Origin of the sequence: Curtobacterium sp. NPDC092190 (assembly GCF_044755625.1) — a bacterium.
Lineage (GTDB): Bacteria > Actinomycetota > Actinomycetes > Actinomycetales > Microbacteriaceae > Curtobacterium.
On sequence record NZ_JBIVRJ010000001.1, the window covers coordinates 371178 to 393235 of the forward strand.

20 protein-coding genes are annotated in these 22058 nt (G+C 71.3%); 15 read left to right on the plus strand and 5 right to left on the minus strand.

Translation table 11 applies throughout. From position 1 onward, the window contains the following. Nucleotides 1-59: 59 nt before the first annotated feature. Complete coding sequence (locus ACIQFY_RS01740; RefSeq protein ID WP_400338033.1) at nt 60-1208, plus strand: MFS transporter; 1149 nt, start codon at nt 60-62, stop codon at nt 1206-1208. 43 nt (nt 1209-1251) lie between these two features. On the opposite strand, the gene ACIQFY_RS01745 is transcribed toward ACIQFY_RS01740, so the two are convergent. Next, the gene (locus ACIQFY_RS01745) at nt 1252-1632 is read right to left on the minus strand and encodes a MerR family transcriptional regulator (RefSeq protein WP_058728562.1); all 381 of its coding nucleotides are present in this window, start codon (nt 1630-1632) and stop codon (nt 1252-1254) included. A 187-nt stretch (nt 1633-1819) separates the two neighbouring features. Here ACIQFY_RS01745 and ACIQFY_RS01750 point away from each other — a divergent pair, with 187 nt between their 5' ends. From ACIQFY_RS01750 to ACIQFY_RS01765, 4 genes are all read left to right on the plus strand, one after another. Beyond that, nucleotides 1820-3340: a SulP family inorganic anion transporter gene (locus tag ACIQFY_RS01750; RefSeq protein WP_400338035.1), complete on the plus strand. Its 1521-nt coding sequence runs from the start codon at nt 1820-1822 to the stop codon at nt 3338-3340. A 149-nt stretch (nt 3341-3489) separates the two neighbouring features. After that, the gene (locus ACIQFY_RS01755; protein ID WP_066654131.1) at nt 3490-3693 is read left to right on the plus strand and encodes a LacI family DNA-binding transcriptional regulator; all 204 of its coding nucleotides are present in this window, start codon (nt 3490-3492) and stop codon (nt 3691-3693) included. A gap of 131 nt (nt 3694-3824) precedes the next feature. After that, nucleotides 3825-4298 carry a GNAT family N-acetyltransferase gene (locus tag ACIQFY_RS01760; RefSeq protein WP_400338037.1) on the plus strand — a complete coding sequence of 158 codons (474 nt, stop codon included), beginning with the start codon at nt 3825-3827 and terminating at the stop codon, nt 4296-4298. A gap of 19 nt (nt 4299-4317) precedes the next feature. Beyond that, the gene (locus tag ACIQFY_RS01765) at nt 4318-4743 is read left to right on the plus strand and encodes an NUDIX domain-containing protein (protein WP_400338039.1); all 426 of its coding nucleotides are present in this window, start codon (nt 4318-4320) and stop codon (nt 4741-4743) included. Nucleotides 4744-4763: 20 nt separating this feature from the next. Here the strand turns inward: ACIQFY_RS01765 and ACIQFY_RS01770 are convergent, their stop codons facing one another. After that, on the minus strand, nt 4764-5306 hold the full coding sequence (locus tag ACIQFY_RS01770; RefSeq protein ID WP_400338040.1) for a hypothetical protein: 543 nt from the start codon (nt 5304-5306) through the stop codon (nt 4764-4766). Nucleotides 5307-5410: 104 nt separating this feature from the next. On the opposite strand from ACIQFY_RS01770, the gene ACIQFY_RS01775 reads away from it, so the two are divergent. Further along, nucleotides 5411-6433, plus strand: coding sequence for an App1 family protein (locus ACIQFY_RS01775; RefSeq protein ID WP_400338042.1), 1023 nt, complete (start codon nt 5411-5413; stop codon nt 6431-6433). A 122-nt stretch (nt 6434-6555) separates the two neighbouring features. On the opposite strand, the gene ACIQFY_RS01780 is transcribed toward ACIQFY_RS01775, so the two are convergent. Then, nucleotides 6556-7395 carry a helix-turn-helix domain-containing protein gene (locus tag ACIQFY_RS01780; RefSeq protein WP_400338044.1) on the minus strand — a complete coding sequence of 280 codons (840 nt, stop codon included), beginning with the start codon at nt 7393-7395 and terminating at the stop codon, nt 6556-6558. Nucleotides 7396-7553: 158 nt separating this feature from the next. Here ACIQFY_RS01780 and melA point away from each other — a divergent pair, with 158 nt between their 5' ends. The 4 genes from melA (at nt 7554) to ACIQFY_RS01800 (ending at nt 12270) form a co-directional block, all read left to right on the plus strand. Continuing rightward, nucleotides 7554-8984, plus strand: coding sequence for an alpha-galactosidase (gene melA, locus ACIQFY_RS01785; RefSeq protein WP_400338045.1), 1431 nt, complete (start codon nt 7554-7556; stop codon nt 8982-8984). Nucleotides 8985-9153: 169 nt separating this feature from the next. Then, complete coding sequence (locus tag ACIQFY_RS01790) at nt 9154-10458, plus strand: ABC transporter substrate-binding protein (protein WP_400338047.1); 1305 nt, start codon at nt 9154-9156, stop codon at nt 10456-10458. Beyond that, nucleotides 10442-11398, plus strand: a complete 957-nt coding sequence (locus ACIQFY_RS01795; protein ID WP_209682743.1) for a carbohydrate ABC transporter permease — start codon at nt 10442-10444, stop codon at nt 11396-11398. The genes ACIQFY_RS01790 and ACIQFY_RS01795 overlap by 17 nt, the downstream gene beginning before the upstream one ends. Then, the gene (locus tag ACIQFY_RS01800) at nt 11398-12270 is read left to right on the plus strand and encodes a carbohydrate ABC transporter permease (protein ID WP_400338050.1); all 873 of its coding nucleotides are present in this window, start codon (nt 11398-11400) and stop codon (nt 12268-12270) included. Before ACIQFY_RS01795 ends, ACIQFY_RS01800 begins: the two co-directional genes overlap by 1 nt. Before the next feature lie 66 nt (nt 12271-12336). Here the strand turns inward: ACIQFY_RS01800 and ACIQFY_RS01805 are convergent, their stop codons facing one another. Beyond that, entirely contained in the window at nt 12337-13902 is a 1566-nt protein-coding gene (locus tag ACIQFY_RS01805; RefSeq protein WP_400338052.1) for a family 20 glycosylhydrolase, read from the minus strand. A gap of 514 nt (nt 13903-14416) precedes the next feature. On the opposite strand from ACIQFY_RS01805, the gene ACIQFY_RS01810 reads away from it, so the two are divergent. The 4 genes from ACIQFY_RS01810 (at nt 14417) to ACIQFY_RS01825 (ending at nt 20352) form a co-directional block, all read left to right on the plus strand. Further along, nucleotides 14417-15775: a glycosyltransferase gene (locus ACIQFY_RS01810; protein ID WP_209682738.1), complete on the plus strand. Its 1359-nt coding sequence runs from the start codon at nt 14417-14419 to the stop codon at nt 15773-15775. Further along, nucleotides 15772-17685 (plus strand): right-handed parallel beta-helix repeat-containing protein, encoded by a 1914-nt coding sequence (locus ACIQFY_RS01815; RefSeq protein WP_066654144.1) that lies wholly within the window; start codon nt 15772-15774, stop codon nt 17683-17685. The genes ACIQFY_RS01810 and ACIQFY_RS01815 overlap by 4 nt, the downstream gene beginning before the upstream one ends. Before the next feature lie 3 nt (nt 17686-17688). Next, the gene (locus ACIQFY_RS01820; RefSeq protein ID WP_066654146.1) at nt 17689-18858 is read left to right on the plus strand and encodes a right-handed parallel beta-helix repeat-containing protein; all 1170 of its coding nucleotides are present in this window, start codon (nt 17689-17691) and stop codon (nt 18856-18858) included. Nucleotides 18859-18921: 63 nt separating this feature from the next. After that, nucleotides 18922-20352, plus strand: coding sequence for a UDP-glucose/GDP-mannose dehydrogenase family protein (locus ACIQFY_RS01825; protein ID WP_209682735.1), 1431 nt, complete (start codon nt 18922-18924; stop codon nt 20350-20352). 117 nt (nt 20353-20469) lie between these two features. Here ACIQFY_RS01825 and ACIQFY_RS01830 read toward each other — a convergent pair whose 3' ends face one another. Next, nucleotides 20470-21219, minus strand: coding sequence for an inositol monophosphatase family protein (locus ACIQFY_RS01830; RefSeq protein ID WP_066654151.1), 750 nt, complete (start codon nt 21217-21219; stop codon nt 20470-20472). Between the two features lie 140 nt (nt 21220-21359). On the opposite strand from ACIQFY_RS01830, the gene ACIQFY_RS01835 reads away from it, so the two are divergent. Next, on the plus strand, nt 21360-21929 hold the full coding sequence (locus ACIQFY_RS01835; protein WP_066654152.1) for a DUF6611 family protein: 570 nt from the start codon (nt 21360-21362) through the stop codon (nt 21927-21929). Nucleotides 21930-22058: the final 129 nt, after the last annotated feature.

Consider the following 22058-nt stretch of genomic DNA (forward strand, 5'->3'; position numbering starts at 1 on the left):
GTGCACGTGGCTGGTTGCCGTGGGTCGCGGTGATCGCTGCGGGCGGTGCCCTGTCGGTCATGAGTGCGCCGGGGCAGACGGCGGGCCTGTCGGTGTTCACGGACCCGCTGATCCGGGAGCTGGGCATCTCACGGACGGAGGTGTCGACGAGTTACCTCATCGGCACCCTGCTGGGTGCGTGCGTCCTGCCGTTGACGGGTCGAGCGTTGGACCGGTGGGGCGTCCGGCGGATGACGATCATCATCGGGGTCGCGTTCGCCGTGTTCCTCGCCGCGTTGAGCTTCGTCGCGGGGATCGTCGGCCTGACGGCTGGGTTCGTCGGTGTGCGCATGGCCGGACAGGGCGCGCTCTCGCTCGCCGCGACGACGCTCGTCGCCCGCAGCATCGCCGACCGACGGGGCCTCGCGCTCGGGATCGCGTCCGGGATCGGCTCCGGGGGGATCTCCCTGGTGCCGGTGTTCGTCGAGACCCTGATCGCGGGCACCGACATCCACGTCGCGTGGCGGGTGGAGGCGGTCGTCGTCGCCGCGGTCGTGATCCCGATCGGATTGCTCCTTCCGCGACGTACCGCCACTGCCCAGGGCAGGAAGTCCGCGGAAGCTGCCGGTGGCGGGCCGGTGTGGACGCTCCGGGAAGCGGCCGCCACCGGCATGTTCTGGACCATCGCTGCCGGGCTCGCGGTGTCCGGGATGCTCAGCACCGCGCTGGCCTTCCACCAGGTCGCCGTCCTCGGCGAGCAGGGCCTCACCCCGGGGGAAGCGGCCGCGAACTTCCTCCCGCAGACCGTCACCGGCATCGCCGCGACCCTGCTCACGGGCGCGCTGTCGGACCGCATCCCGCCGAAGTTCGGCGTCACCATCGCGATGACGACCCTCACCGGCGCACTCCTGCTGCTCCCGATCGTGCACACCGGGTGGACCGCTGTCCTCTACGGGCTCGTCCTCGGCGCCGCCGGCGGAGCCCTGCGTGGCATCGAAGCCGCCGCGTACGTCCGGTACTACGGAACGGCGAACATCGGCGTGATCCGCGGCGTCGCGACCGGGACGAACCTCGCCTCGACCGCGTTCGGACCGCTGCTGCTCGCGCTCGGCCACGACGTCGCCGGCGACTACGCCACCCCGGTGCTGGTCGCCGCGATCCTGCCGGCAGTCGTCGCCGTCGTCTCCGTCTTCGCCCGCGCCCCACGTCACCCGGCACTGCACAGCTGATCGGCCAGCGGCACGCGAGTACCAGCGGCCGCCCGCGAGCGGGTCAGTGCGCGCGGAGTTCGTCGAGGAACTCGTCGACCATGTGCAGCTGCTCCTGGAGGCGCCCTCGTCGTGTCTCAGCGTCCCGGATGAACGCAGCGACCCGCGAACGGACCGCGGTCAGGTCGACGTCGGGCTGCGCTTCGTCGAGCATCTTCACCGCGTCCACCAGGATCCCGGCCTCCCCGAGGGAGAACCCGAGCGGTTTCATCCGCCGCACCATCAGGAGTCGGGCGACGTCGTCCTCGGAGTACAGGCGGAAGCCGCCTTCGGTGCGGCCGGACGGGTGCAGCACCTCGGCGGCGTCGTAGTCGCGGATCGTCTTCACACTCAACCCGGTGCGCTCGGCGACCTCGCCGATGTGCATCAGGTACTCGTTCGACATCGTCACGTCGTCACCCTCCACTTGCGCAACAACCCTTCCGTTGCGTTAGAGTCGAACCATACCAACCTTCCCGCAACGGAAGGGTTGGATCCGGCTGGACGCTCTGCCGCCGCCGGCCGTGCGCGATGACGCGCCCCACGACAGCTCTCGCGGGCGCAGCGCCCGCACCCCCATCCGAAGGAGACCCGTGACCACCGTCACGCAGTCGGTGCCCGTCCAGGTGCACCACAGCCCCACCGTCCTGTCCGCACTGCGGAACCCGAAGATCCTGCTCCGTGAGGTCCTGGCCGGCCTCGTCGTCGCCCTCGCCCTGATCCCCGAGGCGATCTCGTTCTCGATCATCGCCGGGGTCGACCCCCGCGTCGGCCTGTTCTCGGCGTTCGTGATGGCTGTCGTCATCTCCTTCGTCGGCGGCCGCGCCGCGATGATCACCGGCGCCACCGGAGCCATCGCCCTCGTCGTCGCCCCCGTCGTCGAGGAACACGGCCTCGACTACCTCATCGCCACCGTCCTCCTCGGCGGGATCTTCCAGCTCGTCCTCGGTGGGCTGGGCGCGGCGAAGCTCATGCGGTTCGTGCCCCGGTCCGTGATGGTCGGCTTCGTCAACGCGCTCGCGATCCTGATCTTCACCGCGCAGCTGCCGAACATCATCGGCGTCTCCTGGCTCGTCTGGCCGATCGCCGCGGCCGGTATCGCGATCATCGTCCTGCTGCCACGCCTCACGAAGGCGATCCCTGCACCCCTGGTCGCGATCGTCGTCCTGACCCTGGTGACCGTGTTCGCGTCGATCGCCGTCCCGACCGTCGGCGACGAGGGCAAGCTGCCCGACAGCCTCCCGACCCTGTTCATCCCGAACGTCCCGGTGAACCTCGAGACGCTCACGATCATCGCCCCGTACGCCCTCGCCATGGCGCTCGTCGGGCTGCTCGAGTCGCTGATGACCGCGAAGCTCGTCGACGAGGTCACCGACACCGGTTCCCGCAAGACCCGCGAATCCCTCGGGCAGGGCGTCGCGAACATCGCCTCCGGCCTCTTGGGTGGCATGGGCGGCTGCGCGATGATCGGCCAGACGATGATCAACGTCAAGGCCTCCGGCGCTCGGACCCGCATCTCGACGTTCCTGTCCGGCGTGTTCCTGCTGGTCCTCGTCGTCGGGCTCGGCGACGTCGTCGCGATCATCCCGATGGCAGCCCTCGTCGCCGTCATGGTGATGGTCTCCGTCGGCACCTTCGACTGGCACAGCATCAAGCCCTCCACGCTCAAGCGGATGCCGGTCGGCGAGACGATCGTCATGGTCCTCACCGTCGTGATCGTCGTCGCCACCGACAACCTCGCCATCGGTGTGATCATCGGTGTGATCGCCGCGATGGTCGTCTTCGCCCGCCGCGTCTCCCACTTCACCAACGTCTCGCGGAGCATGGAGACGCTCCCGACCGGTGAACAACACGCGCTGTACACCGTCGAGGGTGAGCTGTTCTTCGCCTCCTCCAACGACCTCACCACCCAGTTCGACTACTCGGACGACCCCGAGCTCGTGATCATCGACATGACCAGGTCGCACGTGTGGGACGCCTCCACCGTCGCCGCGCTCGACTCGATCGAGACGAAGTACCACCAGCACGGCAAGCGGGTCGAGATCCGCGGCATGAACGACGCCAGCCGGGCCTTCCACGGCCGCCTCGCCGGGAACCTCGGCGCCGGCCACTGAGGCCGCTCCGACCTCCGCCCGGCCCCGACCCGGGGCACCGAGTGGACGGGCGGAGCAGCGAGGCCGGTTCCTGATCCACCGGCTTCGCGGCGGGCACCGTCACGTCGTCCACGGACGGTGCCCGCACCTCACGTCGACGGGAGCCAGCTGTGCCGAAACCACCCACCATCCACGACGTCGCCGCCGCTGCGCACGTGTCACACCAGACCGTGTCCCGCGTCCTCAACGGCGCCACCAACGTCCGACCCACGACCCGCTCGCGCGTCGAACACGCGATCCAGGCGCTCGACTACACCCGCGATGACCAAGCCGCAGCACTCGCCCGCCGCCCGCGGCGACGGACGACCGACTGACGACGGTCGCCCTGACGCCCACGGCCCCTCCGGCAGCTCGCCGTCAGGGGCCGTTCGTGGCTCAGCGCGGTGTCGTCCGGGACAACGCGTTGCTCGTTGACCTGCGAGACGTGCGGTGGGAGGCTCGCTCGATGCGAGGGAGTGAGCGAGCGCTGATCCTCCGGCCCACCACGCCTGGCGACTTCCTCGAGGTGCGGGCACTGTTCCGCGATCCGGCGTTCGAGGGATGGGGCGGGCCTGGGTTCCGGTCCGAATCGCAGCTCCGGGAGAAGTACCTGGGCGCTCGTCTCCCGGACGTCGAGTGCTTCCTCGTCGAGGTCGACGACCGAGTGGTCGGCTTCACGCAGTTGTACGCCGATGGATCGGGCGCCGGTACAGACCTCATCCTGCTGCCCGCGGAGCGTGGTGCGGGTGTCGGTCGACAGGTGGTCGAGGCCCTGCTCGAGCGGGTCCGGGCGAGCGGCAGGACCCACTTCGTGGTCGACCCGTCACCCGAGGACCGCGATGCGGTCGCGTTCTGGCGAGCTGTCGGCTTCCGAGGTCGAGGTCGAGGTCGAGGCCGAGGCACCCTGGCGTACCCACTCCAGGCGACGGACGAGCAGTAGAACGTGGTGAGCTGAGGTCGTGCGCATCCGATCAGTGGCAGTCGTCGTCCGCGACGAGCGGGTGCTCGTGATCGAGCGACGCAAGGACGGGCGGAGCTACTGCGTGCTCCCCGGTGGTGGCGTCGAAGCGGGCGAGGATCTCCGTGCGGCCTGCCGCCGTGAGCTGCTCGAGGAGACCGGGCTCGACGGTCACGTGGGCGACCTGCTCGACGTCCCTGTGGAGAGCGACACACCTGCCGTGTATCTCATCACGGTGCGGGTGAGCTCCGCGGAGCTGTCGCTCGGAGGCCCGGAGCTGCAGCGTGCCTCGGAGCGCAACGAGTACGCCCCGACCTGGATCGCCGCGACGTCGCTCGACGACGTGCACCTCGTGCCCGCTGAGGCGGTACAGGCGGTACGTCTCGTCCTGCGCGCCACCTCGCCATCGTCCGAGCCGCTTCGGTAGCCGACCGCCCAGCGGACGGTTCATCCGTGGGGGCTGCGCCGGGCCAGGTCGTTGCGACGGGAGAAGTCCTCGAGGGCCGCACGGTCCGGCAGGAGGACCTTCGGTCGTCCGAACTCGTCGAAGGCGTGTCGGTACCGGAGCCGGTTCTTCCTGGCGGGTCCGAGCATGAACCGGATCATCTCGATGCGGAGACGGTCGCGAGTGCCGTCCAGGCTCCCGGCGCGGTCGGATTCGAAGAGGGTCCGGCGGACGTACCGGACGACGCTCGCTGCCGGCGAGGCATCCAGGACCACCAGGCCCGTCGCGCGCCGGAGCCGCTCGGGGAGCCAGCGGGAGTAGTTGCCGTCGATGACCCACCGATCGGTGCGCACCACCTCGTCGTGCATCAGCTCGAACTCGTCGTCCGGGCGCTCGACCCACTGTGTCCCGGGCAGGTGCCGGTACTGGTCCAGATGGATCACCGGAAGGGAACGGACTCGGCCGACGGCCGCCGCGAGGGTCGACTTGCCGCTGTTCGACGGCCCCAGGATGCAGATCCGCTGGCCGAGGTCGTCGAGGTCCATGTCGCGAGTCTTCCACGGGCACGTCGACGGTCCGGCTGCCCCGGATCGTCGGTGATCACCCGTCGGGCAGTCCCCGGTCGACCCTGCCCCCGTACGGTGGACGGGTGTCATCGTCGCTCCGCAGCCCGGGGACCTCGCGTCCGAAGCTCCTCACCGTCACGTACGTCGTCGTGACCGGTGCCCGCAAGTGGCTCGCCCGCGGACTGACGCGGCTCGGCTGGCGCCCCGCCCTGTTGCCGTACTCCGGCTACGCCGACGCGCAGCAGGGCCGTGTCCTGGCCCGGGTGGTGCTCGCACCGGCATCGGTCGACCCGGCCGCCCGACGTGGGATCGCCGCATGGCGTCGGCTGCTGACGGTGGAACGCCCCGACGTCGAGGTGGAGGTCGCGCTCGGCGGCACGACCACGACGGCGTTCAGTGACGAGCAAGGGCTCGTGGACCTGAGCGTGGCGCTCGATCACTCGTCGGGGTCTGCTCCCGAGGACGCCGTGTTGCGACTGCCGGGGCGAGCGCCGACCCGTGTGCCGATCCACGCCGTCGCAGGCGGGTCACACCGGGGCGTCGTCTGCGACATCGACGACACCGTGTGGGTCACGGGCATGTCGAACCCGATCGCAGCCGCCCGACGGACGTTCTTCGGCAGGAGTGCGACGCGGAAGGCCGTCCCCGGCATGGCCGAGCTCGTGCAGGACGTCGTCCGTGGTCAAGGTCAGCCGACGGTCGTCTACGTCAGCAACGGTCCGTGGAACTTCGCGGGGATCGCCTCGCGGTTCCTGCAACGCAACGGGTTCCCGGCCGGCACGCTGCTCATGACGGACTGGGGGATCACACCGACGCACTGGTTCCGGGACGGGAAGGAACACAAGCGGTCCTCCCTCCTCCGGCTGCGCGAGGACCTGCCCGACGTCTCCTGGGTGCTCATCGGTGACGACGGCGAACACGACCCCGAGCTCTACTCGGCCTTCGCTCGCGACCATCGCGAGGCGGTCGCAGCGATCGCCATCCGTGAGGTGCAGGAGTCCACGTCGGGGCGTGAGCAGGTGACGCTGGTGCACGGCGTGCCCGTCGTCCGGGGCCGCGACGGGAACGCGCTGCTGCCGTTGCTGCGCCGAGCGCTCGAGCAGTGACCGACAGGACGGCGACGTGGACGACTCCGCTCGGCTCCTGCGACTCCTGACCCCGAGCAGTCGCGGACCGAGGTCGTCAGGGACGCAACAGGACCGCCCGACCTGACGGGCCAGCGCGACCGTCAGCGCCTCGGGCCCTCGCGCAGCTGTGCCCGGTACGTGCCCGGTGCCGTTCCGCAGGCCCGGGTGAAGTGCGCGTAGAAGCTCGACTGCGACCCGAAGCCCGCCGCGTGCGCGATCTCCGAGATGGTCAGCGAGGTGGTCGCGAGCAACCGCTGCGACTCGGCGACCCGGCAGCGCGTCAGGTACTCGAGGATCGTCGCGCCGACGTCCTGACGGAACACCGTCATCGCGTAGTGCGGGTGCAGGTGTGCCGCGGCAGCCACGTCGGCGACCTCGATCGGGTCCCGGAACCGGTCGACGACGAACCGCACCATGTCGATCACCCGGTGCATCGCGTCCGCGGTGCCGTGTCCGTCCTCGGCGCGCAGGGCGAGGGCGTCACGGTGGTGGCGGAGGAGCCGCCGCACGAGCGCCTGGGCCTCGAGGTTCGCGATCACCTCGGCGCCGTCGTCCGCGAAGTCGCGCTGCCACGACCCCAGCATCGACTCGACGTCCCGACCGGCGGCGGCCGTGGGCACGACGACGGGCCGGTTGAGGAGCATGGCGCCCAGGTCGTGGTCGGGCAGCCCCCACGCCAGGACCTCGCCGAGCGGGATGTGCACCCAGCGGAACTGCCCGGTCCCGGTCGCGTCGCCGACGAGCTGGTGGGGTGTCCACCCCCAGAAGAGTGCGATCTCCCCGGCGTGGACGCTCACGGGCGCACCGCCGAACCGGTAGTCCAGCCGCCCCTCGAGCACGAGGTTGATCTCGAGGTCGTCGTGCCGGTGCGACGACGCCATGAGCGGCGCCGGGCCGCGATGGCTCCAGTACGCCGCTTCCACCGTCTCCACGTCGAGCACACCGCGAGCCTACGACAGCGCACCGCCCGACCGGCAGGGCCGGTACCGGCCGCTCGGCCAGGCCGGCATCCGTCGGGGAGCAGCCCGTCCGAGGATCCTGGAACCCTCCCGTCCGAAGCCGGAGGACCCGGGGGAGCCTCGCTTCCTAGCGTGACGACATGACCAAGATCACCATCATCGGCGCCGGCGGCTTCGTCTTCCCCTTCCGCCTCATCGGCGACCTCGTGAGCTTCCCCGCACTGCAGGACGCGACCCTGCACCTCATGGACCTCGACGCGGGCAGGGTCGCCCGCACCGCGACGGCCGCACGCGAACTCGTGGCTCACCACGGGCTCGGGGTCGAGGTCCTCGAGACCACCGACCGGCGCGAAGCCCTCGACGGCGCCGACGTCGTCATCATCACGTTCCAGGTCGGCGGGGTCGAGTCGTACCGGTGGGACGTCGAGATCCCGCGGAGGTACGGCATCGACCAGGCGGTCGGCGACACCGTCGGCCCCGGCGGCGTCTTCCGGTTCCTCCGGTCCGTCCGCGCCTACGAGGACATCGCCCGTGACGCCCTCGAGCTCTGCCCGGACGCCCAGTTCATCAACTACGCCAACCCGATGGCGATGGCGACGGCGTTCCTCAACGCGAAGGGCCTGCGCACCGTCGGGCTGTGCCACAGCGTGCAGGGGACGACGCGGATGCTCGCCCGGACCCTCGACGTGCCGTACGACGAGGTCGAGTTCGTCAGCGCCGGCATCAACCACCAGGCCTGGATCCTCGAGTTCCGACGCCGGGGCGGCGAGGACCTGTACCCGCGCCTCCGCGAGGTCATGTCCGCGAAGCACCGGCGGGGGACCGCGGCGTCCGACCTGCACGACGACGACGGTGACCACAGCGAGGCCGCCGTCGCTGCGAGCAACTACGAGGGCGGGAACGAACAGGTCCGCACCGAGCTGATGCGGTCCTTCGGGTACTTCGAGACCGAGTCGAGCCACCACGCGAGCGAGTACGTCCCGTACTTCCGGAAGGACCCGGAGACCGTGCTCGAGTACATCCCGGAGCGCTGGGACTACTACGAGATCTGCCGCGCGCACGACGAACAGGGCGACGTGGACGCGCAGCTCGAGAAGCTCAAGGCCGACCTGTCTCCGAGCGTGGAGTACGGCGCGTCCATCGTCAACGCGATCGTCACCGGCGTCCCCGCGGTCGTGTACGGCAACGTGCCGAACAGCACGGGCGTCATCCAGAACCTGCCGTCCGACGCCTGCGTCGAGGTCGCGTGCCTGGTCGACGGCAAGGGCGTGCAGCCGACGTCGTTCGGCGAACTCCCGCCCCAGCTCGCCGCGCTCAACCGCACGAACACCAACGTGCAGACGCTCGCCGTGCGCGCCGCACTCACGGGGGACGTGGCACACGTGCACCACGCGGTCGCGCTCGACCCGTTGACCGCAGCGCACCTGACCCTCGACCGGATCGCCGCGATGACCGACGAACTCCTGCACGCGCACGCCGCGCTGCTGCCCGAGTCCCTGCGTCCGGCGTCGGCGGTCACCTCCGGTGCGCCCGTGGGAGCCGACCGGGAGGCTCGTCCCGCGCTCGTCTGACCCCGCACGCCCGGCGCGGGGTCACCGTCCCCGCGCCGGCGCGGCCACCCGTCGGGTCGCGACCGCAGCACCGGTCGCGACCCGTCCACGCGGGGCGCGACGACGCGCCCGCGCAGGCCGCGCCTCCCGTCCGAACGCACACGGCACCACGACCTCGAAGGAGAGGACCATGCCGACCCGACCATCCCCCCAGCTGGCCAGACGGGGGTTCCTCGCGCTCGCCGGCATCTCCATGGCCGGCGCACTCGCGGCCTGCGCGGGGCAGGGGACCGCCGCGCACGGCGGCACCAAGCACATCCGCCTGTCGACCTGGAACATCCCGACCGACATCACCAGCTACCAGGCGATCGCCGACGAGTTCGTCGCCGCGCACCCCGGCACGAGCGTCGCCGTCGAGGTCACGACGGGCCAGTTCCACCAGTGGTTCATCACCCGCCTCGCCGCCGACCTCGCCCCGGACATCATCCGGATCACCCCGCAGCAGATCGGTCGGTACGCCGCCAACGGCAGCCTGGTCGACATCAGCTCTCAGGTTCCCGCCGACTACCGGGCCGACTACACGGACCCGTTCTGGGCGATCGGCGCTCGGAACGACGGCGTGTACGGGGTGTTCCAGCACACCGACAACTTCATCACCTACTACAACCGCACCGTCATGGAACGCATCGGCGTCACGCCGCCGACCGCCGTCGCGGACGCCTGGACGTGGGACGAGTTCCTCGACGTCGCCCGCGAGGTCAAGCAGGTCACCGGGAAGTACGCCTTCGGCTACGGCTGGAGCGGACCGGAGACCGCGTACCGGTGGCTGCCCTTCGTGTACCAGAACAGCGGCGCCTTCCTCGGCGAGGACGGAGCGACCCCGTCGATGGACACCCCCGAGGCGATCGGTGCCCTCGAGTTCGGACGGAAGTGGTACTCCGAGGGCCTCGCCACCACGGGCAACCTCAGCAAGACCGGCGGCGGCGACGTCGCCCGGAACCTCTTCATGACGGGGCAGATCGGGATGATGCTCAACAACCCCGAGCCGATGGCACAGCTCGACGAGGAGATGCCCGACGACTGGGGCACCGCGCCGATGGTGCGCAACTCCGGCGAGGCGAGCGACCTGGGCGGGAACGCCCTGGCGGTCACCAAGTCGAGCCGGTACCCGGAGCTCGCAGCGGAACTCGTCGTGATGATCACGAGCCGGGCGAACGTCGAACGCTTCTGCCACGACGGCAACTGGCTGCCGGCGCGGAAGTCCCTCGACGCCGCCGACATCGGGTACGCGACCCACTCCGACACCATGCAGCAGTTCATCGACCAGGGCGCGACGATCCCCCTGTCGATGGTGAAGGCCGAGAGCGGGCAGTACTTCGCATCGCTCAACGCGGTCTTCGCCGACTACCTCGACCTGTGTCTCCTCGGGCAGCTCAGCCCGGAGGACGCAGCAGACCAGATGATGGGGGCGATGCGCAGTGTCACTGCGAACTGAGACCGCGCCGGTGCACCCGGCGACGACCAGGCCGCCGACCGGCGGGCTCCGCGCCGGACGGCCCACCCGGTCGCGACGGGGCCGCTTCGTCCCGTACGTCTTCGTCGGTCCCGCGGGACTGCTCTTCCTGGCGTTCTCGCTCGTCCCGATCGTCATCGCGGTCCTGCTGAGCCTGCGCGACAGCAGCACCTCGATCGGCGACGGGGAGTGGATCGGGGGCGGCAACTTCGTCTCCATGGGCTCGGACCCGTTGATCGTGACCGCGCTGCGGAACACGCTCGTGTTCACGATCGGGACCGTCCCGACGTCGATGGCGATCGGACTCGCGCTCGCCGTGGCGCTCAACCGACCGCTGCCCGGTCGCGGGGTCTTCCGTGCGCTGTTCTTCGTCCCGATGGTCGCAGCGGGCGTGGTCGTCGGCGTCGTCATGTCGTGGATCTTCAACGGTGACTACGGCGTGGTGAACAACCTGCTCGAAGCCCTCGGGCTGGGACGGTCGCCGTGGTTGACCGCTCCCGGGTGGGCGATGGCCACGCTGGTGATCGTCGTGGTGTGGACCCGCATCGGGTTCTGCATGGTGATCTACCTCGGGGCGCTGCAGTCCGTCCCCGCCGAGCTCAAGGAGGCCGCGGCGATCGACGGGGCGTCCCGCTGGGCCCGGTTCCGGACGATCACGTGGCCGCTCCTCCGACCGACCACGTCGATCCTCACGATCCTCAACGTGGTGTTCTCGCTGCAGGCGTTCGACGTCATCTACGTGATGACCGGCGGCGGTCCGGGCTTCTCCACCACCGTGCTCATCCAGTACGTGTTCCGGTCGGCGTTCATCGACGCCCGGATGGGCTACGCGGCAGCCCTCGGACTGGTGCTGGTCGCGATCCTGCTCGTGTTCACGCTGCTGCGGCAGCGGGCCGACCGCAAGGCGGAGGAGGTGCTCTGATGGCCGTCCTGGAGACCCGTGGTCGTTCGGCCACACCGCGCGCCCGGAGACGTCACCGCCCGCGTCGGTGGTTGCTCGTCGCCGTCCTGACCGCACTGGCGGTCGTGATGGTGTTCCCGCTGTACTGGATGGTGGTGTCTGCGCTCACGCCCGGAGGGCAGTCGCAGAGCGGCTCGTTCTACCTCTTCCCCGCAGAGCCCTCGTTCGACAACTACGCCCAGGTGTTCAGCACCCAGCCGGTGTGGCGGTGGCTCGGCAACTCGGCGCTCATCACGAGCCTGGGTACCGCGCTGAGCGTCGTCGTGTCACTCATGGCCGGGTACGCGCTCGCGAAGTTCCGGTTCCTCGGCCGCGGTCTGCTCTACGCCGCGTTCCTCGTCACGATCATGATCCCGATCCAGGTGACGATCGTGCCGAGTTTCCTCGTCGTCGCGAAGATGGGGCTCGTCGACTCCCCGTGGGCGGTGATCCTGCCGACGCTGTTCGACGTCGTCGGGATCTTCATCGCCCGGCAGTTCATGCTCGGCGTCCCGGACGCGCTGATGGAGGCCGCCCGGCTCGACGGTGCGGGGGAGTTCCAGACGTTCTTCCGCGTGGTGCTGCCGTCGTGCGGACCGCTGGTCGGTGTCCTCGTCATCCTCGGCTTCATGACCCGGTGGAACGACTTCCTCTGGCCGCTCGTCGTGCTGCAGGGCAACGAGAACCTCACCGTGCCGGTGGCGCTCTCGACCCTGACGAACAACCCGGCGTTCAGCTCCCCGTGGGGGGCCGTGATGGCGATCGCGACGGTGACCGTGCTCCCGTTGCTGGTGGTGTTCCTGGCCTTCCAGCGGCAGTTCGTGCAGGGCATCGCGTCGACCGGCATCAAGTAGGACCGGTGTCGGTGCCGCCCCCGGAGCGTGGCACCGACACCGTTCCGCCGCCCGGTCAGGCAGTCGTCAGGACCCCGCTGTCTCGAGCATCGCGAGCACGTGGGGCGCGCTCCACCGGAACAGCGCGTCCGACGGCGGTGACGCGAGGTCCTCGCCCCAGATCGCGACCGCCGCGCCCGACATCGGTGCGGCGAGCCGCGACCCGGAGTCACCGTCCCACGTCCGCAACGACCAGTGGGCCCGGAGGTCGGCCGCCGTGTACGCGCTGTCGGCGGGGTCGAGGTCGGTCGGCACCTCGTACAGGTAGTAGGAGTCGTAGTTCAGCAGGTTGGTCCCCACCGCCGCCAGGTCGTCCGCGCCGGCTCGGTGGGCTCGGCGGTCGCGGCGCTCCGCCGGGTCCTCGGTGTCGCCGTCGAAGCTCCAGTACGTGACGTGGATGCGCGGGTCCAGCCGTCCGACGACGGCCCGGTCGATGCCGTCGTTCCAGGCCCAGACCTCCCGGTCACCGACGGCGGCGGCCATCGTGTTCAACCACCCGACCCGCTGGGCCGCCGTGGCGTCGTCGCCCCACTCGTCGCCGCCGATGTGCACGGTGCGGCTGGCCGGGAAGGTCCGGGTCACCTCGCGCAGCAGGTCTGCGGCGAGGCGGGCACTCGCCGGCGCCGTCACGTCGAGTTCGCTCTCGTCGGCTCGGATCCGGTCGACCCAGCGCGCACCGTGCCGGGCCTCGAGCAGGGCGAACGCAGCCGCCATGTGCCCCGGTGTGTCGATCTCGGGCACGATCGTGATGCCGCGCCGTGCCGCGTGGTCGGCGATCTCGCGCGCCTGCGCGGCGCTGAGGAAGGGACGGCCCGTGACCCGGCTGGTCCACACGCCGTCCTCGAGGTCGGCGTTCGCCGTGGTCTGCCCGAGCACCGCACTCTCGATGCCGACGTTGTGGTCGTCGGTCAGGTGCAGGTGCAGGAAGCGCCCACCGTCGTCCGCGAGCAGGTCGACGTACTGCTCGATGAGCGGGACCGGGTAGTACGCGCGAGCGACGTCGAGCATCACCCCGGTGGCCGGTCGTGCGGGCGCGGACCGGCCGGTCCTGACCGAGGCGGCCGACGCCCGGCACCCGGCCGCCGCGTACGCACCGGTGCAGGCGCGAACGGCGTACGTCCCGGCCGGTGCGCGTGCCGGTGCCCGGTGCGACACCCGGACGGTCGTGCTCGCCCCGGCAGCGAGCGACGGGATCCCGACGTGCCCGAGCGTGTACTGCCGGCTGCCGGCGGTCAGCGAGAGCCAGGCGTCGCGGGCCGGCTTGCGGGTCGTCGAGTGGTTCGTGAAGCGCAGCGTCGTCCGGACGGTCGTCCGGGTCGCCGTGACGCTGCTGGTCGCGGTGAGCTTCGTCGCGGTGACGCTGGGGGCGCGCCCCGCGGTGCCGGCTCCGGCAGGGTCGCCGCTGGGCACGAGCGTGTCGACACCCACCAGGACCGCCGCGCACGTGACGATCGTCAGGGCGAGCGCAGCGGCGCGAGCTGCGCGGCGGCGACGCGGGGGTCCGCTCTCCGCGGGTGCCCGCGACCCCTGGCCTTCCTCGTCTGATCCTGCACGCGCCACGACGTCCCACCCCTCGGTCACCGCGCCGTGCACGGGGGTCGTGCTGTGCGGTCCTGCTCCGACCCGGGTCGAGCAGACAGGCCCGACTGTAGCGGAGCGCGGACGCGCTGCGGGCGCTGCAGCCCGCCGAGGGGACGCCGCCCGGTCCCCGCGCGGGGAGACGACCTGCCGGTGACGGACGGGAGGCGCGCGGCGGGACCGCCGCGTTCCTCCCGTCCGGTGCGGTGCGGCACCCCACCGGACCGCACCGCAACGGCGGAGCACCCCGCTACGGAATCCCGCAAGACCGCAATGCGGTTCCCTTGTGCTTGTGGTGCGACACACCCGAGAGTACGTTCAGCCCAACGCTCAGCGTCGGAGTGGGACCACGGTCCCCGATCCGGGCTGGCGACATGCAGCGACGGGGGGATCCGGCGCTGTCCCGACCCTCTCCGCACCGCTGACCCAGGCGGCTCCCGCGTCACCCTGCGCGGCGTGCCGTCGTGCGGTGCTGCCGAGTGTCGTGTTCCGTACCCGAAACCGAACACCGCACGAAGGACCCGACCTCATGCACCCGCTCGTCCTCTTCGCGTCGCAGACCTCGACCCAGGTCGTGCTCGACAACATCGCCGCCTTCGGTCACGAAGCGCTCAAGTACTTCCCGATCGGCATCGCCGGCATCATCGTCTGGGCACTGTGGCTCTACCGCGTCGTGCTCTCGGCGCGCGCTCGTCCGGTCGAGAACGGCTTCCGCACGACGACCTCGGTCGTGGTGCCGTCCTTCCACGAGGACCCGGACATCCTGCTCCGCTGCCTCGACTCCTGGCGGGAGCAGCACCCGGACGAGATCATCATCGTCCTCGACGTGGCGGACACCGAGGCGTACCGCCGGATCGTGGCGGTGGGCGACCCCACCGTCAAGCCGGTGCTGTTCCACCACGTCGGCAAGCGGAGCGCGCTCGGCGAGGGCATCCGTCGGGCGAAGTACGACGTCCTGGTCCTGGTGGACTCGGACACCTCGTGGGAGCCCGGTCTCCTCGAAGCCGTGCAGATGCCCTTCGTCGACGAGCGCGTCGGCGGTGTCGGCACGCAGCAGAACGTCTACCAGCGGAACTCGAGCATCTGGCGCATCATCGCCGACTGGCTGGTCAACCTGCGGTACTTCAACTACGTCCCGGCGATGGGCGCGGCGGGTGCGGTCCCGATCCTGTCCGGTCGGACCGCGGCCTACCGGCGCTCCGCCGTGCTGCCGGTGCTCGACAACCTCGAGAACGAGTTCTTCCTCGGCCGCCGGTGCATCGCCGGGGACGACGGCCGTCTGACGTGGCTCGTCATCGCGTCGGGCTACAAGACCGTGCACCAGTCGTCGGCGAAGGCGCTGTCGATGTTCCCGGCGAGCGGCAAGGCGTTCTTCAAGCAGCGCATCCGCTGGAGCCGCAACTCCTACCGCACGTACCTGACGGCGATCGCCAAGGGGTGGGTCTGGCGGGTGCCCTTCGTGACGAAGATCACGGTGCTGCAGATCATCCTGACCCCGGTGACGATGGGCATCACGATGTGGTACCTGCTGTTCAGCCGCCTGGAGCTCAGCACCGTCGGCGTCCTGTTCACCATCGGCTGGCTGCTCTTCGGCCGTGCGGTGCGCGGGGTCTCGAACCTCAAGCGCCACCCGCTCGACCTGCTCGTGCTGCCGATGCTCGCCCTCGTCGTGATCGCGGTCGCCCTGCCGATCAAGGTGTACTCGTTCGTCACCATGAACAAGCAGGGGTGGCTCACCCGGCACGCCGACCAGGTCGGTGGTGACGGGCAGCAGGCTCGGACCCTCCAGCCGGAGACGACGACCGGTCGCCGGGTGGCCTCACCCGGTGTCGTCCTGCCGCAGGGTGCCGTCGCGGCGACCTCCGACGACCAGGCGGTCGCGGCATGAGCGCGCTGACGAAGACGACGCCGCGGCTCGCCGCGGGGCTGCTCGTCGGTGCCGGGCTCCTGCTCACGGGTGTCCTCGGCGTGCCCACCGCCGCCGTCGCGGCGACGACGTCCGCGGCCGCGGCCCCGGTGACGGGACGACCCTACGGGGGCGACCCGGACAAGGAGGCCCGGCTGGTGACGGCCGAGAACGACCGCATCTACAACGTCCGTGCACTGGCCTCGGCGGCGCGGTGGAGCGGCCTCGCGGTCTCGCAGCCGTACCGGCTCGCCACGGGCTCGTCGTACACACTCGTCCTCGTCGCCCGTGGTGCGGCGTACACCGTCGACGACCTCGCACGGCTCGCACCGTCCACGTTCGTCAAGCAGCCGGACGGCTCCTGGTTGCTCAGCGAGAACATCGTCGTCGAGAACGGCGCGACCCTGCGACTCGCGAGCCCCGACGGCCTGCGCATCCACCTCGCGAGCAACCACGAGGGCTTCGTGTCGATCGTCACCCAGGCCGGCAGCCTGCAGGTCGTCGGTTCGGCGAAGGCTCCGGTCACGATCGACGCCTGGGACCCGCAGGCAGGGCGGGTCGACCAGCAGACCTCGGACGGACGGGCGTACGTCCGGGTGCAGGGCGGGACCGCGACCCTGCAGTACGCGGCGTTCTCGCACCTGGGGTTCTGGAGCGGAACGACCGGCGGGGTCTCCCTGACCGGGACGAACCTCTCCACCCTGGACCAGGCCTCCGGCGACCAGCAGGGCAAGACCGAACGGACCACGAAGGACGTCTTCGGCAACGCCATCCTGCCGACCGGCGAGCTGCCGAAGAGCGGCAGCGCCACGGCGAGCGCCGGCGGCTACAGCTACGTGTCCGCCCTCGTGCAGCACGTCACCTTCGCCGGGAACGCCTACGGCCTCTTCCTGACGAGCGCGGACGGCGTGACGATGTCGGACGCCACGGTGGAGCACTCGCTCATCGACGGCCTCGTGCTGCACCGCTACGTCACGAACTCGACGTTCACATCGGTCCGGTCGACGGACAACGCGGTGGACGGGGTGAAGATGACGCGGGCGTCGACCGGCATCGTCCTCAGCCAGGTGACCGCCTCGGACAACGGTCGCAACGGGATCACGCTGAACGGCAGCGGGCTCGCGGCGGGGCCGAACGCGGCCGGCATGCCGACGACGACCTACGGCAACAACGCGCTCTCGGACAGCAACAGCTCCGGCAACGGGCGCTACGGCATCGAGGTGATCGGCGGGAAGAACGTCCGGATCAGCGGGTCGACGGTCGCACGCAACGAGATGGGCATCGTCGTCCGGCACGACGCCGACGACGTGGTCGTCCGCAACAACGTGGTCAAGGACTCGTCGCAGAACGGCATCGCCGTCCTCGACGGGCCCAGTCGCACCGAGGTCTCCGAGAACTCGGTCGACGGCGCGGACATCGGCGTGTACGTCCGGGACAGCGCGACCTCGTCGGTGACGAACAACGCGATCGACGATGCCCGCGTGCACGGGGTCACGATGGTCGGGGCGGTGGGTGGCACGGCCGTCGAGAACAACACGGTGGACGGTCGCGGGCCGAGCGCGATCGACCTCGCCCGGTCCGACGGAGCCGCCCAGCAGGGCAACACGACCGTCGAGTGGCAGTCGACGAAACCGTTCCTCGTCACCCTGCGCGCGGTGTTCCAACCGTTGACGGTGCTGTGGCTCCTGCTACTGACGGTGGTGCTGGTCGCGGCGATCGGCGGGACACGACGTCGACGTCGGGGACAGCGCGAGCTGCCGTACGCGAAGCAGGCACCGCTGTCCAGCTACACCCGCGGCGCGGTGGACCCGGCCTCGCTCGGTCTCCCGCCCGTGGCGGGCCGCGGCACGCACGCTGCCGAGCCGGGTGCGGTCGCACCCTCGGGGAGCTGACCGGTGACGCGACGACCCCGTCGCCTGCGGTCACACCTCGTCGTCGGCGCAGCGGGCCTGGCGGTCGGAGCGCTGGTGGTCGGCGGTGTGTGGGCCGCCACGAGCGGTGCGGACCGGGGGGACGAGCAGGCCGCTCGCCCCCGGCCGACGCCGAGCGTCGAGCAGACCCCGGCCGCGACGCCGAACGGTGTCCCGGACACCCGTGCGACGCCCGACGCGACCGCGACTGGATCGCCCGACGCCGGGACGGGACAGGCCTCCCCGGTCGACACGGCCCGGTGCGACGCCGCCGCGACGACGACGGTCAGCACGGCGAAGGCCCTGGAGAAGGCACTCGACGACGCTCGAGCAGGGGCCGTGATCCGGCTCGCGTCCGGCACGTACACCGGCCGGTTCGAGGCCTCCGCGGCCGGGACGTCGGACGCACCCGTGACGCTGTGCGGCCCGCGTGACGCCGTGCTCGACGGCGGCGACGTGGAGGGCGGGTACGTCCTGCACCTCGACGGCGCGTCCTACTGGCGGCTCGAGGGGTTCACGGTCCGCAACGGGCAGAAGGGCGTCATGTTCGACGACGTCCAGCACTCGACGGTCGACGGCCTCACGGTCACCGACATCGGTGACGAGGGGATCCACCTGCGCGCCGACAGCAGCGACAACACCGTCCGCGGCAACAGCGTCAGCAGGACCGGTCTCCGGAAGCCGCAGTTCGGCGAGGGCATCTACATCGGCTCCTCGAAGAGCAACTGGTGCAAGGTCTCGGACTGCCGTGAGGACCGCAGCGACCGAAACGTCGTCACGGGCAACACCATCGCCGACACCGCTGCCGAGAACGTCGACATCAAGGAGGGGACGACCGGAGGCACCCTCTCCGACAACTCCTTCGACGGTGTCGGGATGCAGGGCGAGAACCACGCCGACTCGTGGGTGGACGTCAAGGGGAACGGGTGGACCGTCACCGGGAACCGGGGCGTCCGCTCACCGCTCGACGGCTTCCAGACCCACGAACTGCTGTCCGGCTGGGGGACCGACAACACCTTCACCGACAACCGCGTCGACCTCGGCAACACCGACGGCGTCGCGTTCGCCCTCCGACCCGTCGAGGGCAACACCGTCTCCTGCGACAACACCGTGGTCGGCTCGAACGAGTTCAGCACCACGGCCTGCACCGACTGACACCCGACGGCCACCGCGGTCCGTCACCACCCACCCTTCGCGACCCGAGAGCGAGCCCTTCCCATGTCTGCTTCCGTCACACCCATCCCCGACACCGCGATGCCGCCGGTCGCCCACCAGCCCCGCCTGACCGTCATCGGCACGGGGTACCTCGGCGCCACCCACGCCGTCTCGATGGCCGTCCTCGGGTACGAGGTCCTCGGCGTCGACGTCGACCCCGCCAAGGTCGAGGCGCTGATGTCCGGCCGGGTGCCCTTCCACGAGCCCGGCCTGCCCGAGCAGCTCGCGCAGGCCCTGGCGTCCGGTCGGCTGCGGTTCACCTCGTCACTGCGCGAGGCCGCCGAGTTCGGCGACGTCCACTTCGTCTGCGTGGGCACGCCCCAGCAGCGGGGGTCGCACGCCGCCGACATGACGTACGTCGACTCCGCCTTCCGCGAGCTCGCGATGCACATCGACCGCCGCGCGCTCGTCGTCGGGAAGTCGACCGTGCCGGTCGGGACCGCCGAACGGCTCGCCGCGCTCGTCGCGGAGGTCGCCCCCGCCGGGACCGAGGTCGAGGTCGCCTGGAACCCGGAGTTCCTCCGCGAGGGCTACGCCGTGCAGGACACGCTGCACCCCGACCGGCTCGTCTTCGGCGTGCAGACGGCGTGGGCCGAGGCGCAGCTGCGTGCAGCCTTCCGCCCGGTCCTCGACGAGGGGACGCCGCTGGTCGTGGCCGACCTGCCGACGGCGGAACTCGTCAAGGTGGCCGCCAACTCGTTCCTCGCGACGAAGATCTCCTTCATCAACGCGATGGCGGAGGTCTGCGAGGCGGCCGGTGCGGACGTCAGCGTCCTGGCGGGCGCCCTGTCCCACGACACCCGCATCGGCGGCCGCTTCCTCAAGCCCGGCCTCGGCTTCGGTGGCGGGTGCCTGCCGAAGGACATCCGCGCGTTCTCGGCCCGGGCGCAGGAGCTCGGTGTCGGCCAGGCGGTCCGCTTCCTCGACGAGGTCGACGCGATCAACCTGCGCCGCCGCCAGCGGACCGTCGACCTGGTCACGGAGATGGCGGAGGGGGACCTGGCGGGCAAGCGGATCGCGGCGCTCGGCGCGGCGTTCAAGCCGAACTCCGACGACATCCGCGATGCGCCGGCGCTCGACGTCGCACGGATGCTCGACGAGGCGGGTGCCGTCGTCACCGTGTACGACCCCGAGGCGATGGAGAACGCCGCGCGCGCCTACCCGACCCTGCGGTACGCGCCGTCGCTCACCGCGGCGGTGATCGATGCGGACGTGGTCGTGCTGCTGACCGAGTGGGAGCAGTTCCGCACGGTGGACCCGCACGACCTCGGCGCGCTCGTCCACCACCGACGCATCGTCGACGGCCGGCACGCGCTCGACGCGGACGCGTACCGCGCGGCCGGCTGGGAGCACCGTGCGCTCGGCCGACCGTCCGCGTCCGGCACGGTGGAGATCGCGGTCGACGAGCAGGACCGCCTGCAGGCCACGGCCTGACGGCCGGACGTCTCGGTGGGGGTACCACCGAGGACGCGCCCGGTGCACGACGACGTGCACCGGGCGGTGCGGAGGAGGCGGCTTCGGGCAGTGCCGCCCCTCCGCGCAGGGTGCTGCTCAGGCGCCGAGCAGCTCGGCGGCCTCGCGCACCGCGGTCGGGGCTCCGGCGAGGTGCCAGTCGTGCCCGTGGGCCCGGACGACGGTGGCCGCGCCACCGGCGCCCTCGACGAGCGCCCGCCCCGGGAGCCAGTCCCAGTCGGCGCAGTCGGTCTGCACCCAGAGGCCGATGCGGCCCGCTGCGACGTCCACCAGGTCGCAGGACCCCGACCCGCTGATCCGGACCGTTGCCGCCGCTGCCAGGAGCGCCGTCATGGGCGCCGCCTCGGCGGCGCGCAGGTGCGAGCTGTTGAGGAAGGTCGCCACGCTCGTCGCGGCGAGGGTCACGTCCTGCACCGGCGGCACGGCCTCGCCGTCACGGGTCGTCACCCCGTCCGACGCCACCCACGTCTCGTCGGCGAGCGGACGACGGACCGCACCGACCCGGAGCACGCCGTCGACCTCGAGCGACACCGCGCTGCACCACGCGGGCAGGCCGGCGACGTAGTTGAACGTCCCGTCGATCGGGTCGACGGTCCACCGGCGTCCGTGGGTCGCCTCGGACCGGGTGCCCTCCTCGCCGAGCACCCCGTCGTCCGGGCGGTGCTCGAGCAGCATCCGACGGACGAGGTCCTCGGCGGCGCGGTCGGCGGCGGTGACGAGGTCGGCGGCCGAGGTCTTCCGCTCCGCGTCGGTCCCGTCCCGACGCATGTCGGCCGCGAGCCGGGCGGCGTCGGTCACGAGGGCAGCGGCGAGGGCGTGGTCGTCCATCCGGCAACGGTAGCGGGCGGAGGACGGACGACGCAGGCCCGACGTCGCAGCGTCAGGACGTCGTACGGGATCCGGTCCGAGCCGTCAGGACGCCGTCAGGACCGGCTCGGCCCCGAACAGTCCGCCACAGGCTGGTCGTCGTGGACACGAACCGAGACCGACGACCGCTCCCGACACGGCGCACCGGGTGGCACCCGTGGGGCCGGTGCACCGTGCAGCCCGTCTCCCGCGCACTGTGGAGCGGGCGCACGCTCGAGGTGCACGCCCCGGGGACCACCGCGGGCGAGCTCCTGCTGCTCCGAGCGCTCCAGGTCTGGGGTGCGGCCGGCGCACTCGTAGCGGTCGCACTCGTCGTGGCGCTGCACCGCGTGCCGGCGGTCGGCCTCGTCGTCGCCGTCCTGCTCTACGCCGCCGGTCCCGTCCTGCTCGTCCGGGCGACACGGCGGTTGCGTCCCGGGGTCAGACGCTTGACGATCACGGTGTTCCACGGCAACGGTCAGCCGGAGGTGCACGGCGACGTCCGGCTCCTCGAGGCCTCGCTCGACCTGCTCTGCCTGGTCGAGGACGCCGTCCGTCGCGGGCAGGTGTCCCGCGTCGAGTACGAGCAGGTCTGGGGACAGGTGTGGCGGGCGATGCCCGAGCCCGCGGCGCGGGCCGCAGGCCGACCGCGGTCCGGCGAGGTCGCGCAGCGGCGTGGGACGCACCGGTGAGCGGCGTGCCCGAGCCGACGGCGTCGGTGCCGCCGGACGCCGAGGTCGACGATCCGTCGGTCGTGCTCGGTGACGACTGAGCACGCGGTCGGCCCGCGGGCCGGTCCGCACGACCGGGCACGCTGGTGC